A 12,999-nucleotide genomic window follows, 5' to 3' on the forward strand; every position below is an offset into this window, starting at 1 on the left:
AGAGTCTCCAATTTTTGATGATCAGGCGGCATTCATCTGCAACTGCTGCAGGCGCTGCTTATAGGGGCGGATGGCCAACGCGAAGAAAAGCGAAGTGATGACTAGCAGCGAGGTCACGCCCATCAGCGCCCAGCGCAGGCCTTCTGAGCCATGGGCCCTGGCAAAGTAGTCCGACAGAATGCCGGTTACCAGCGGACCCAGGCCCACGCCCAGCAAGGTCATGAAAAGATTGAGAAGTGCCGAGGCAACGCTGCGTTCGGCGGCAGTCACCATCTGGCTGACGGCGCTGTATGAGAGGGTGGCAAACCAGCTCGCAAAAAAGCCGAACAGCAGGGCAAATGCCATGGCATAGGGGACCTTGATGCCGGCAACCGTCCAGAAGTCGGACACGGGCCAGAAAAACACGGCCACGCCTGCAGGCACGGCACAGAATGTGCCCATGGCGGCCAGACGCAGCTGCCAGCGAGAGTCGCGCTGCGTCAATCTGTCGCTGAGCCAGCCGCAGAACATGGCGCCGAACACGGCACCCAGGCCGCTGGCCAGGCCGAACACCAGGCCGGCGTGGGAGATGCTCATGCCGTGAATGCGCATGAAAAAGCTCGGCGCCCAGACACCGTAGCCATAACCTGCAATACCGGCCACGCCGCAGGCGATGCAGATATTGCGCAGCGGTGCCATGCCCAGCAAACGCCTGACCTGGCCAAACATGGATTCTCGCGGAGTGTTGCCTTGAGCTGCGGGCCTCGTGCTTTCATAGGCGCCGCGTGCGGGCTCCCTGACGAAGAAATACACCAGCAGCGCAAGAATTACGCCCGGAATGCCGAAGGCGAGAAACACGGAGCGCCAGCCATAGTGCTGGGCCACCATGCCGCCGATGACCAGACCCAGCAGCGTTCCCAGGTTGGGGCCCATCATGAACAGACTGATGGCAAACGAACGCATCTTGGGAGGGTACAGGTCGGAGACTATGGACACCGAGGGAGCCATGCCGCCGGCCTCGCCCACGGCCACACTCATGCGGGCCAGCAGCATATGCCAGTACTGGGTGGCCACGCCGCAGGCAGCGGTGGCAAGGCTCCAGATGCCGCAGCACAGGGCCACGATGTTGCGGCGGTTGCGGGTGTCGGCCAGGCGCCCCACAGGTACACCCAGCATGGCATAGATCAGACCGAAGGCCAGCCCCGTGAGCAAGCCCATCTCGGTGTCGGAGGCACCGAATTCCTGTTTGACGGGCTCCAGCAAAATAGACAGAACCTGTCGGTCAATGAAGGAGAAAATATAGACCAGCGCAAGCAGGGCGAGGCTGAAATGAGTGCGCCAGCTGACGGCGGGAGGCGGGGTTTGAGGGGTGTGCATGCGCTGCATCGTGCGAGGGGGCTAGGGTTATGCCATCGTCTTTTTGGACGACGACCGCGAAATCCTCAGGTCTGAGCATGTGCCTTCCGTTCATGGCTTTCAAGAGAAATATCGAGGAGACAAAATGACCCAGACGAATTCGTCCATCGGCATTCGCCAGCTGCTGGACATGCAAAAGCAGGCCTTTATCGAAGAAGGTGCAGTCAGCGCCGAAGTGCGCATGCAGCGCATTCAGCAAGTCATCGACATGCTGGTGGAGCACAAGGAGCAACTGTGCCAGGCCATGGGCGAAGACTTTGGTGGCCGCCCCGCCGTGTTCTCGCTGGCCAATGACATACTTGGCTCGCTCTCCTCGCTCAAGCATGCACGCGATCACCTCAAGGGCTGGCTGGGTGACTCCGAGCGTCCCAGTGTCAAACCCTTCGACATGTTTGGTGCCACGGCCTGGGTCAAGTACCAGCCCAAGGGCGTGATCGGCATCATCGGCACCTGGAATGCGCCTCTGTTCACCTTGCTGTCGCCGCTGGCCTGCGCATTCGCGGCGGGCAACCGGGCCGTTCTCAAACCTTCCGAAATTGCACCGCGTACGGCCCAGGTGCTGGCCGAGGCCGTGGCCAGGCGCTTTGACCCCCAGGTGCTGGCAGTGGTGCAGGGCGGTCCCGAAGTGGCCGCGGCATTCGCCGAGCAGCCCTGGAACCATCTGGTCTTCACGGGCTCCACCAGCGTGGGCAAGCTCATCATGGCCGCCGCCGCCAGGAACCTGGTGCCCGTGACGCTGGAGCTGGGTGGCAAGTCCCCCGTGCTGGTGGGCGATTCCGCCGACATCGCCAATGCGGCCGAGCGCATCGCCGTTGGCAAGTCGCTCAACTCCGGCCAGCTTTGCGTGTCACCCGACGTTGTCTGGGTCCATGAATCCCGCCTGCAGGCGCTGGCCGATGGCATTGCCTCGCAATACCAGGCGCTGTATCCCTTGGTGACAGGCAACGCAGACATGACGCCTGTCATCAACGAGCGCCACCATGCACGTGTGAAAGCCTATGTCGATGATGCCAAGGCGCGCGGTCTGACCGTGCTGGAAGTCGGTGCCGCGCAAGCCGGCGCAGACCGCCGCCTGCCGCTGGCGCTGGTCGTCAACCCGCCAGCCGAAGCCGAAATCTCTCAGCACGAAATCTTCGGTCCGGCACTGGTGCTGCGAAGCTTTCTGAACATCCGCGACGCTGTGGCCGCGATCAATTCCGGTGAGCGCCCACTGGCGCTGTACTACTTCGGCAGCGACGAGACGGAGCAGAACTGGGTTCTGGACAACACGCTGTCCGGCGGTGTCTCCATCAATGATGTCGTCATGCATCCGGCGCTGGAGGATGCGCCGTTTGGCGGCGTGGGCGCTTCTGGCATGGGCCACTACCATGGCCGCGAGGGTTTTCTCGAGTTCAGTCATGCCCGCTCCGTCTACAAGGCCGGCAACCACGACCCGCGTCGCGAGTGGGGCATGCTGCCGCCATATAACGAGCAGTTCGCGCAGATGCTGCAGGCAGCAGTCACCCCCTGAGCCGCTGCGCGGCCGCCTGGGCCCTTGCTCGCTGTCTCTGATCTGGTGTGCCTGATTCACAGCTCTGTCCAGGTGCAGCGCTATCAATTTCAGGGGCGCAGTTTTTGCGTGTTGACGCAAGCTGCGGGGGACGACCATGGGGCTTGTCCCATGGTCCGTTTGGCGGATGTTTCAAAAGCGTTTCATGCAGAGCATGGCTGGGTTGGAACGCCATAAGAGGAAGAGACATGAACGAGATTTTTCGCCAGTTTTCGCTGGATGGGCAGGTGGCCGTGGTGACCGGCGCGGGCAAAGGTATCGGCCGTGCATGCGCTGTCACGCTGGCGAAGGCCGGCGCCGATGTGGCGCTGTTTGCGCGCACCGAGGCGGACCTGCAGGCAGTCAAGGCCGAAATTGAAGCGCTGGGCCGGCGCGCCATTGCCGTGCAGGGCGATGTGAACAAGGAGGAAGATCTGGACAAGCTCATCGTTCGCACCGTGGAGGAACTGGGCAAGATCAATGTGCTCATCAACAATGTGGGCGGCGGCGGCCCCAACGACCCGCGCAAGGTGGCGGGCAAGGCGGTGGGCGACATGCTGGCGTTCAATGTGGTGCCTGCATACACGCTGATCCAGAAGGCCGCTGCGGCCATGGAGGCTGCGGGCGGCGGAGCCGTGGTCAATATCTCGTCCACGGCGGCACGCTATTCGCAAAAGTACTTCAGCGCCTATGGTGCGGCCAAGGCCGCGCTCAACCAGATGACCCGCTGCCTGGCGCAGGACTTCGGTCCCAGGGTGCGTATCAACGCCATCGAGCCTGGCACCATCATGACCGATGCACTGGCACCGTTTCTCACGCCCGAGCGCAAGGAACGCATGGAAAAAACCACACCCATGGCACGCATGGGCCAGCCCGAAGATATTGCCAATGCCGCGCTGTTTCTGGCCAGCCCCGCATCCAGCTGGGTGACTGGCAAGGTGCTGGGCGTGGACGGTGGCGTGGAAGCCCCCAACTTCTGAGTCTGAAGGCATCGCTCAGGCGAGGCCGACCGCTTCGCGCAGAAAAAGGGGAGCTTGGGCTCCCTTTTCCTATGCATGCTTGACGATGTCGCTTGAGCTCAATCCGCAGCAGGAATCGAGCCGCTGCGTTCCCGGTCAAGCGCAATTGCAACGTCTGCAGGCTGCTGCCCGGATGGCGTGGCTGCTGTGCGGTGGCGGTCCGATATGGCTTCAGCATGCCATCGCCTGAGCCGCTTGCCAGCTGTCTGATGGCCGGCCTTGGTCATGCCCTGGAGCGGATTTGCTCCTGCATCAGGTCCACGAAGGCTTTGACCTTTGCCGGTCGGAATCGTGCGGTCGGGAACACGGCATGAATGCCCCCCGATGGCAGCGACCACCTGGGCAGCACCTGTATCAGCGCGCCGCTCTTCAAATCATCGGCCACGGCGAAGTCGGGCAGTACCGACAAGCCCGCCCCGTGACGCACGGCTTCGCGCACGGCCAGTGTCGCATCGAGCGAAATCGCAGGGTGCACCGTCACGCTTTGACGCTCCAGCTCGCTGCGCGAGAAGCTCCAGTTGCAGGGTTCACGCAAGGCAGTGTTTGCAACAAAGGGCAACTCGCTGATGTGCTGTGGCTGTTTGAGCTGCATCACTTGCCGGCGCAATGAGGGAGCGGCGACCAGCAATTGCCTGAAGCTCCCGATCTGACGAGCCTGCACATTCAAGTGGGATAGCCAGCCGACGCGGATTGCCAGTTCGACCTGCCCCGACATCAGATCAAGCGGCTGGTCGCTGAACACGGCATCCACCTTGCATTGGGGATAGTGCCGCGTGAACTCGGTGATGGCTGGCACCACTGCCGTGATGCCATAGTCCAGCGGGGCGGTCAGACGCAAGGTTCCCGAAGGCTCAGCGGCGGCTTCTCCCAGTTCGTCGAAGGCATCACCCGCTTCCTTGAGGATGGATGCACAGCGTTGATAGAAGATCCGGCCCGCGTCGGTGGGAGCGACCCTGCGGGTGGTGCGAGTCAGAAGCGTCGTGCGGAACTCACGCTCCAGCCTTGCGACCTGCTGGCTGACTACGGCCTTGGTGATGCCCAGCCGGTCTGCGGCGGCCGTGAAGCTGCCTGTCTCCACCACGGCCGCGAAGTAGGCCAGGCGCTTGAGGTTGGCAAGCCTGCCGGCGATGGATTCTTCTGGATTGTTTGCTATTGACATACGGTTTATCTATTCGATAAGGCTTTTTCTGTCAATGCTTTGTTCCTACGATCACGGTATTGAAGCAATGGAGCCCTTGGTGACCAAGACCCTGTATTACGTATTCGACCCTCTGTGCGGCTGGTGCTACGGTGCCGCCGCAGCGGTGGCGGCTCTGGGCAAAGCGCCTGAGATCGAACTGCGCCTGCTGCCCAGCGGCCTTTTTGCAGACTCGGGTGCACGTCTCATGGACGATGGCTTCGCAGCCTATGCCTGGAGCAACGATCAGCGCATAGCACGCCTGACGGGCCAGCGCTTTAGCGAGCGCTACCGCAGCCATGTGCTGTCGGATCGTCAGCAGATGTTCGACAGCGGCCCGGCCACCCTGGCGCTGAGCGCTGTCAGTCTGTGCACTCCGGAGCGTGAGCTTGATGCCCTTGAAGCCATTCAGCATGCCCGCTACGTCAATGGTGACGACATCACGCAACCGGACACACTGATGACAGTTCTGCAGGCCCTGGGGCTGGAGCAGGCTGCGGCAAGCCTGCTCCGGTCTGATGGCGAACTGCTGGCTGCCAATCGCGCCCGCATCGAAGGGGCAAAGGCACTGCAGAGCCAGCTTGGCGCGCGTGGCGTTCCAAGCTTCATCCTGGAAACCCATGGCCAGCGCCAGTTGCTGAATTCCACTGCCGCTTACGCCAATCCGCAGGACTTTGCCGAACAAATCGCCAAGGCCTGAGGCTTTCGCCTTTCAACCCCGCCATCCCGAAATTAACTGGAGAACCATCATGATGAATCGCCGAGACTTTGTCCAAACCGCCGCCGCTGCCGGCATCGCCACAGGCCTGGCTGGTTGCGCCGCTGCCGTGACCGGCCATTCCAGGCTGCAATGGAAGCACTTTCCAGCAGACGACAAAGGCTTCTTCCGTGCGCCTGTTCTGCTCTCGGGCGATCGGGAGGCCATTCTCATCGATGGCGGCTTTTCCCTGCCCGATGGACGTGCCGTTGCCGAAGCCATCAAGGCATCGGGCAAGCAGCTGACCACCATCTACGTCAGCCAGAGCGACCCGGACTATTACTTCAGCCTGGGCCCGATCAAGGCCGCCTTCCCCGCTGCCAGGGTGCTGGCCGCCTCCGACACCATTGCCGCCATCCGCGCCAACGTGCAAAAGAAGATAGCTACCTGGGCGCCCCAGCTCAAGGAGAACGGTCCGCAGAAGCTCGCCGACATCGTCTTTCCTGAAGCCTTTGACGGCTCCGCCCTGATGCTGGAGGGCAACACCATTGAAATCGTCAAGGCACAGGGACTGGAGAACCGCCGCTACCTCTGGGTTCCCTCGCTGAATGCGGTCTTTGGCGGCGTGCTGGTCTTCTCGGGCCTGCATGTGTGGACGGCCGATACCCCGACGCCTGCCTCTCGCGCCGCCTGGGTCAGGAATCTGGAGGCCATCGCCGCACGCAAGCCGGCCGTGGTCGTGCCGGGCCACCTGGGCGCCCATGGCGCGCTGGACGTTTCGGCCGTGAACTACACCCGCGAATACCTGCTGGCCTTCGAGCAGGAACTGGCCAAGGCGGCCAATGCAGATGCCTTGATCGCCGCCATGAACAAGCGCTATCCTGACGCCGGCCTGGCCGCCGCGCTGCAGATCGGCGCCAAGGTAGCCAAGGGCGAGATGAAGTGGGGCTGAAGCCCGGAAGGCATACCATGAGCACCAATCTGGACATCATCCGCGCGACCTATGAAGGCTCGCCCGAAGACAACGGCAGGCATCTGCTGGCCGCACTGGCGCCCGACGCACGGTGGACGGAGGCCACCGGCTTTCCCTATGCCGGAACCTACGTCGGCCCGCAGCAGATCGTGGCGGGCGTGTTCCAGCGGCTGGCGACGGAGTGGGACGGCTACAGCGCCAAGGTCCATACCTATCTGGTCGATGGCGACCGAGTGGCAGCCTTCGGCGTCTATTCGGGAACCTACCGCAAGACGGGCAAGGCGATGACGGCGAGCTTCGCTCACCTGTACCGGCTCAACGAGGGCAGGATCACCAGCATGGAGCAGTATGTGGACAGCCACCTGGTGCAGCAGGCGCTGCTGGCCTGAGCGCGGCGGAGTCCTGTCATGAGCGAAGTCAATACCAAGTTGCAAGCCATTCTGCTGCTGATGCAGACCGGGCAATGGAATGCCGCGCACGATGCCGTGCAGCGGCATGAAGGCCTGCTCGCAGCCTGGCTGCACGGGCTGCTGCATCTGCAGGAAGGCGATCTGGAGGACGCCGAGAACTGGTATGAGCGAGCCGGCCTGCGCTTCAGGCAGCGCGGCACGCTGGAGCAGGAACTGGCCCGCTTCGAAGCCGCGCTGCGCGCTCGGCCCGGCGCGTGAACCCGAGGCTGGCTCGTTGTCCGGTATTCGGCCTCTCGCCGTCACGGGTGAGGCCTGGTGGCAGCCGCTTTCTTGACGAGCAGGTTCTTCAGGTATGCAAAGAGCTGCGCCGGGCCAGGTCCCGGCTTGCAGGCATCAGTCATCGCTGAAACGCGGGTAGTCTGCATCTGCCCAGCGCTGTGCGGACGCACGGTTCAGGCCATGGTCAGGCCGCACCCGTACCTTGGCCAGCTCGCTGCCGTCGGCTGCGGTGGCCGTGAGAGTCGCCGTGGGATTGTCCTCATCGGGCTCGATATCGAGCGCCACCGTCACGCGGGATCCGCGCACCTCGATCTGAATGGCTTTGTGCAGCATCGCAGCCTGGTGCTGCTCATGCCGGCGTATCACTTCGCTGGCCGTCTTCACCAGCGTGTTGAAGGCCGACACGTCAAGCGGCTTGGGATTCTTCTTGTCGCGTCCCATGGTCCATGGGCCGACCAGCGCGGGCTCGGCCTGGCCGTCCTGTGTCATGGCCACGGCCCAGCCGTCGTCGTCTTCATTCTTGATGACGCGGGCCTGCCAGCCCTTGTGATGCCAAAGGCGGTCTTCGAAGATGGAGAGGTCTTCTTGTTCGAGTTCTGCTGACATGTCTGGACCTTGGTCGGGGAGCTATCAAGTCCAAAGTCTACTGTTTCTTTATACAGTTTGCGCAACTGGGCCTATCCAGGCCCGGGCCGTGCCCCGTCAGCGCGCAATCACCGGCTTTTTGAAATCACGTCGCTCATGTATCGGTTCAGGTCGCGAAAATCCTGCACCGTCCAGGGATGCGGGGCGAGCTTGACCCCGTTCTCCCGCAGCGTTCTGGGAATCAGGTCCCCGTTCGGGCGGAGTATCACCGAGGAAACAATGACGCCCGGGTACTCCTGGAGCCGTTTCCTGAAAGCTGCGCTGGTCAGATCCGGTGTGGGAGGATTGCTCTTCCTGGTCCAGGGGCCCGTGCCCTTGATATCGGCACCGTGGCTGACGGCACATCTCTGGGTGAAGAGATTTTTCCATTGTTGTTCTGTGCAGAAGCCGGTGCTGCCTGGGTGAGCAGCAGAGCTCCCAGCAAAGCGATGAAGCATTCTCTTGCGTGCAAGGGGGCTTGTCGTAGGTCGTGAGGTTGACAGGCCCGAAAAGTATAGATCTTCCAGCCCGTAGCGATGGCTTGTGGCCGGACGCAGGCCCTTGCCTGCGTCCGGCGTCCTGTTACCTGTTGCTCCGGGCCGACCCGCAGTCGACCATCGGCAAAAGCCAGGCGCTGTCGGCATGCCGTGAAGCGCTTGCAGCTCCAGGCTTGCAGGCAGCCCTGGGCGTCCAGGGCGTGGCTTCAGACCTCGCGTCCGGCCTGATGTCCCGAATGCATGGCCCCCTCGATATAGCCCAGGTCCCGGCAGTCGCCGATGCGGCGCACGGGAGTCTGGGTGAGGGATTGCAGCTGGTCAGCGACGCTGGAGTCGGCTTCGGCGCCAATGGCCAGCACCACGGAGTCGGCGGGCGTGCGGTATTCCTCGCCCTTTTTGTCAGTCCAGACGACCTCCTTGCGCTCGATGCGCGTGACGTTGGACTGCATCAGCAGCTTGCCGTGACTCTTCACGGCGTCGTACACGCGCCAGCGGCGCACGATGGCCAGCTCGGTGCCGGGATGGGTGCCGGGGTCCAGCACGGTGACTTCGCGGCCGCGATCGAGCAGGAACTCTGCCAGCTCCAGGCCGACCAGGCCTGCACCGATGATGACCACGCGCTTGCCCAGGGGCATCCACAGCTTGGACAGGTTCTGGATCGCTGCCGTGCTGTCCGTCACCTTGAGCATGCCGCCGGCCTTGAACAGCGCGCGCTCGGCCAGATTCAGCTTGGCCTTGGCAATTTCTTCGGCGCGATCACCCGTCATCAGGCGGCGCAGTTCGTCGCCGCTCCAGACATGGCTTTGCTGCGCGCCTTCGATGGCAGGGGCGGCACGCCTGGCGCCGGTGCCCACCAGAATATCGTCGGGCTTGAGTTCATCGAGCAGCTTGGCATCGACGCTGGTGTTAAAGCGAACCTGAATATTGGGGTGGTCCATCTGCTTGACCAGATAGTCGAGCAGGCGGCCGTTCTCTGAATAGGCCAGTGCGGCAAAGAACAGCGTGCCGCCCAGGCGGTCGCTGCGCTCGACCAGCGTCACGCGATGGCCGCGCAGGGCGGCGACGCGGGCAGCCTCCATGCCCGAAGGGCCGCCGCCGACGATCAGTACATGCCTGGGCTTTTCGGCAAAGGTGATGGTCTTGCTCGCCTCGTGGCCGGTCTGTGCGTTGACCGCGCACTTGATGCCCTTGTTGATGAAAATCTCGCTTACGCAGGCATAGCAATAAATGCAGGGGCGCACGCTCTGGGCGGTGTTGGCTTGCAGTTTGTTGGCCAGGTCGGGGTCGGCCAGCAGCTTGCGGCCCATGGCCACAAAGTCAATCTCGCCATTGCTGATGGCGGCGGCGGCGGCATCCAGCTCCCAGCGGCCGGCCGAGATGATGGGAATGCCGACGGCCTTTTTGATGCCGGTGGCAAATTCGCGGTAGGCATTCTGCTTTTGCGGAATCGGTGCATCCGTGAAGGCCGAGCCTGTGGGCAGGCGCGCATAGGCCGAGACATTGATGGCATCCATGCCCAGCTCTTCGCAGAGCCTGGCGGTCTTGAGTGCCTCGTCCATGGTGATGCCGCCGGGCGTGTGCATTTCTTCGGCGTCGATACGCACCCAGATGGGGAAGTCTGCGCCCACGCGCTCGCGCACGGCAGTCAGCACTTCGCGCAGCAGGCGGCTGCGGTTTTCATAGCTGCCGCCGTATTCGTCGGTACGGCTGTTGAAAAAGGGAGAGAGGAAGTTGGCGATCATGTAGTTGTGCGCACAGTGCACTTCCACAGCATCGAAGTTGGCCTGCTTGGCGCGCAGGGCGGCCACAGCAAACCATTCCACCACCTGTGCAATATCGGTCTTGTCCATCACGCGGTAGCGGTCGGGGTAGGGACCAACCCCCACAAAGGTCGAGAACTCCTTGGGCGTGACGGTGCGCATGGCTTCGGCCACAGGGCCGTCGGGCGGAATCGAGGACACCCACATTTCGCGCCCGTGGGTGCGGTCATTGGCAGCGACCTTGCCGCTGTGATTGATCTGGATGGCGACTTTGCCGCCGTGCGAGTGAACGCGGCGCGTGACTTCGGCCAGACCGGGGATGAAGCTGTCGCTGGAGATGCCCAGTTGGTGCGGCTCGCTGGTACCGGTGGGCCAGGAGATGGCGGCCGTGCCCATGATGATGAGGCCGGTGCCGCCCTTGGCACGCTCTTCGTAATAGTCCTGGGCGCGTTCGCCGCAGATGCCGTCGGTGCCGCCGTAGTTCTCGCCCATGGGGGCCATGATGATGCGGTTCTTCAGCTCCATCGTGCCGATACGGCCCGGCTGCAGCATTGATGCGTGGGGATTGCTCATTTTTTTCGCTGTCTCCTATAGTTTTCGGCCGAGTTCGGCCCCTTCTTCGATGGCGCGCGCTGCATCAATTTTGTGGGCATTGCGCGCGCCTCCAATCACTGTGTGCGCAATGCTTTGTGCTTGAAGTCTGGATGACCAGGGGTCATGTGATTCCTGGCCGGCGCAGACCACGATGTTGTCCACGCTCAGGCAGCGCTGCTCGCCGCGTATGCGCAGGTGCAGGCCGTTGTCGTCGATGTGGATGTACTCCACATCGTTGAACATGCGTGCGCTCTTGTTCTTGAGCCGGGCGCGGCGAATCCAGCCCGTGGTGGTTGGCAAGGTGCTGCCCATGGCCGCCTTGCTGCGCTGAAGCAGCCAGATCTGACGCGGCGAATCGGCTTTCTCGCTGGCCTTGATACCGCCGCGTTGCTCGCGTTCGGGGTCGACACCCCATTCGCGGTCAAAGGCGGCCACGCTGCCGTCGTCGGCCTTGTGATGGGCCAGCAACTCGGCCATGTCAAAGCCCAGAGGCCCCGCGCCCACGATGGCCACGCGTTCGCCGACAAAGCGGGGGCTGCGCAAGGCCTCGATATAGTCCATCACCTTGGAGCTGTTCTCGCCCTCGATGCCGCTGCGTCGCGGTGTCACTCCCGTGGCCACGACCACGTGATCAAAGACGCTCAGGAAGTGGATGTCCGGAGTGGTGTTGAGCCGCAGCTCTATGCCCAGGCGCTGGATTTCATGCTCGAAGTAGCGCAGCGTCTCGCCCAGCTCCTGCTTGCCGGGCACCTTCTGCGCCAGAAAGAACTGGCCGCCGATGCGGATGCCGGACTCGAACAGCGTCACCTTGTGGCCTCGGTCTGCCGCCTCGCGAGCGCAGGCCAGTCCTGCAGGTCCAGCACCGAGAACGGCGATCTTGCGCGGAACTGCGGCTTTTTCCTGCGGCCAGTCCCATTCGCGGCAGGCTCTGGGGTTGACCAGGCAGCTGACCTGCTGGCGCGTGAAGATGCGATCCAGGCAGGACTGATTGCAGGCAATGCAGGTGTTGATGGCGTTGCTCTGGCCCGCCTGCGCCTTGCGCACAAAGGCCGGGTCGGCCAGAAAGGGGCGGGCCATGGCCACCATGTCGGCATGACCCTGGGCAATCAGGTCATCGGCCACTTCGGGGGTGTTGATGCGGTTGCTGGCCGCCACGGGAATGCTGACTGCCTGCTTGAGTTGCTCGGCAGCCCAGCTGAATGCAGCGCGCGGTACCATCATGGCGATGGTGGGAATGCGCGCCTCATGCCAGCCAACGCTGGTGTTGAACAGGTTCACGCCGGCGGCTTCCAGCTGGCGGGCCAGGTCAAGCACTTCCTTCCAGTGGCTGCCATGCTCGACCAGATCCATCAGGGACAGGCGAAAGCTGATGACGAAGTTCTCGGGCACGGCCGCGCGTATGCCCTGCACGATGCGCAGCGCAAAGCGGCTGCGCCCGGCGGCATCGCCTCCCCACTCGTCGGTGCGGAAGTTGGTCAGCGGCGCCAGGAACTGGTTGATCAGATAGCCCTCGCCGCCCATGACCTCCACACCGTCATAGCCGGCTTCCCGGGCCAGGCAGGCGCAGCGCACATAGTCGGCAATGATCTGCTCGATCTGGGTCGCGCTGAGTTCGCGCGAGCTGCGGTTGCTGAGCCTGGAGAGCACGCTGCTGGGCGAGACGCCGCCGCTGCCGTGGTCGTAGCGGCCTACATGCAGTATCTGCATGAGGATATGGCTGCCCTCGGCATGCACCGCGTCGGTGATGAGGCGGTGCCGGGCCGCCTGCTCTGGCGTGCACAGCGTCGAGAACTCGGCATGCTCGGGCATTCCCAGTGCGTACTCGTTGACGCCGAAGCCCCCGGTGACGATGAGCTGCAGACCTTCCCGTGCACGTTCGGTGTAGAAGAGGGCCAGCTTCTCGAAACCCTGTGCCTGATCCTCCAGCCCGGTATGCATGGAGCCCATCAGAATCCGGTTCTTGAGGGTGATATGGCCGATGGTGATGGGCTGGAAGAGATGGGGGTACATGGCTGAATTTCCTCACGCGCAAATCTCGCGCCAGTG

11 protein-coding genes and 1 pseudogene are annotated in these 12,999 nt (G+C 63.1%); 6 read left to right on the plus strand and 6 right to left on the minus strand.

What is annotated here, in order from left to right; genetic code table 11:
- Positions 1-21 precede the first annotated feature (21 nt).
- Positions 22-1,356 (minus strand): MFS transporter, encoded by a 1,335-nt coding sequence (locus NOX35_RS07605; RefSeq protein WP_232538144.1) that lies wholly within the window; start codon positions 1,354-1,356, stop codon positions 22-24.
- Positions 1,357-1,480: 124 nt separating this feature from the next.
- On the opposite strand from NOX35_RS07605, the gene NOX35_RS07610 reads away from it, so the two are divergent.
- Both NOX35_RS07610 and NOX35_RS07615 read left to right on the plus strand, forming a co-directional pair.
- The gene (locus NOX35_RS07610) at positions 1,481-2,905 is read left to right on the plus strand and encodes a coniferyl aldehyde dehydrogenase (protein WP_256496271.1); all 1,425 of its coding nucleotides are present in this window, start codon (positions 1,481-1,483) and stop codon (positions 2,903-2,905) included.
- 227 nt (positions 2,906-3,132) lie between these two features.
- Positions 3,133-3,903 carry a glucose 1-dehydrogenase gene (locus NOX35_RS07615; RefSeq protein WP_256496272.1) on the plus strand — a complete coding sequence of 257 codons (771 nt, stop codon included), beginning with the start codon at positions 3,133-3,135 and terminating at the stop codon, positions 3,901-3,903.
- A 262-nt stretch (positions 3,904-4,165) separates the two neighbouring features.
- Here NOX35_RS07615 and NOX35_RS07620 read toward each other — a convergent pair whose 3' ends face one another.
- The gene (locus NOX35_RS07620; RefSeq protein ID WP_182286232.1) at positions 4,166-5,101 is read right to left on the minus strand and encodes a LysR family transcriptional regulator; all 936 of its coding nucleotides are present in this window, start codon (positions 5,099-5,101) and stop codon (positions 4,166-4,168) included.
- Positions 5,102-5,180: 79 nt separating this feature from the next.
- On the opposite strand from NOX35_RS07620, the gene NOX35_RS07625 reads away from it, so the two are divergent.
- From NOX35_RS07625 to NOX35_RS07640, 4 genes are read left to right on the plus strand one after another with little or no spacing between them, the layout of a single operon-like run.
- The gene (locus tag NOX35_RS07625) at positions 5,181-5,819 is read left to right on the plus strand and encodes a DsbA family protein (RefSeq protein WP_232538145.1); all 639 of its coding nucleotides are present in this window, start codon (positions 5,181-5,183) and stop codon (positions 5,817-5,819) included.
- A gap of 49 nt (positions 5,820-5,868) precedes the next feature.
- Positions 5,869-6,768 carry an MBL fold metallo-hydrolase gene (locus NOX35_RS07630; protein WP_256496273.1) on the plus strand — a complete coding sequence of 300 codons (900 nt, stop codon included), beginning with the start codon at positions 5,869-5,871 and terminating at the stop codon, positions 6,766-6,768.
- 17 nt (positions 6,769-6,785) lie between these two features.
- Positions 6,786-7,178 carry a nuclear transport factor 2 family protein gene (locus NOX35_RS07635; protein WP_182286235.1) on the plus strand — a complete coding sequence of 131 codons (393 nt, stop codon included), beginning with the start codon at positions 6,786-6,788 and terminating at the stop codon, positions 7,176-7,178.
- A gap of 18 nt (positions 7,179-7,196) precedes the next feature.
- Positions 7,197-7,457 (plus strand): hypothetical protein, encoded by a 261-nt coding sequence (locus tag NOX35_RS07640; protein WP_182286236.1) that lies wholly within the window; start codon positions 7,197-7,199, stop codon positions 7,455-7,457.
- 135 nt (positions 7,458-7,592) lie between these two features.
- Here the strand turns inward: NOX35_RS07640 and NOX35_RS07645 are convergent, their stop codons facing one another.
- The 4 genes and pseudogenes from NOX35_RS07645 to NOX35_RS07660 form a co-directional block, all read right to left on the minus strand.
- The gene (locus NOX35_RS07645) at positions 7,593-8,084 is read right to left on the minus strand and encodes a hypothetical protein (RefSeq protein WP_256496274.1); all 492 of its coding nucleotides are present in this window, start codon (positions 8,082-8,084) and stop codon (positions 7,593-7,595) included.
- 107 nt (positions 8,085-8,191) lie between these two features.
- Positions 8,192-8,574: pseudogene (locus NOX35_RS07650) on the minus strand (cytochrome c).
- Between the two features lie 231 nt (positions 8,575-8,805).
- Positions 8,806-10,932 (minus strand): NAD(P)/FAD-dependent oxidoreductase, encoded by a 2,127-nt coding sequence (locus NOX35_RS07655; RefSeq protein ID WP_256496275.1) that lies wholly within the window; start codon positions 10,930-10,932, stop codon positions 8,806-8,808.
- Between the two features lie 15 nt (positions 10,933-10,947).
- The gene (locus NOX35_RS07660) at positions 10,948-12,963 is read right to left on the minus strand and encodes an NADPH-dependent 2,4-dienoyl-CoA reductase (RefSeq protein WP_256496276.1); all 2,016 of its coding nucleotides are present in this window, start codon (positions 12,961-12,963) and stop codon (positions 10,948-10,950) included.
- Between the last annotated feature and the right edge of the window lie 36 nt (positions 12,964-12,999).

Origin of the sequence: Comamonas sp. C11 (genome assembly GCF_024496285.1) — a bacterium.
GTDB lineage: Bacteria > Pseudomonadota > Gammaproteobacteria > Burkholderiales > Burkholderiaceae_C > Comamonas > Comamonas testosteroni_F.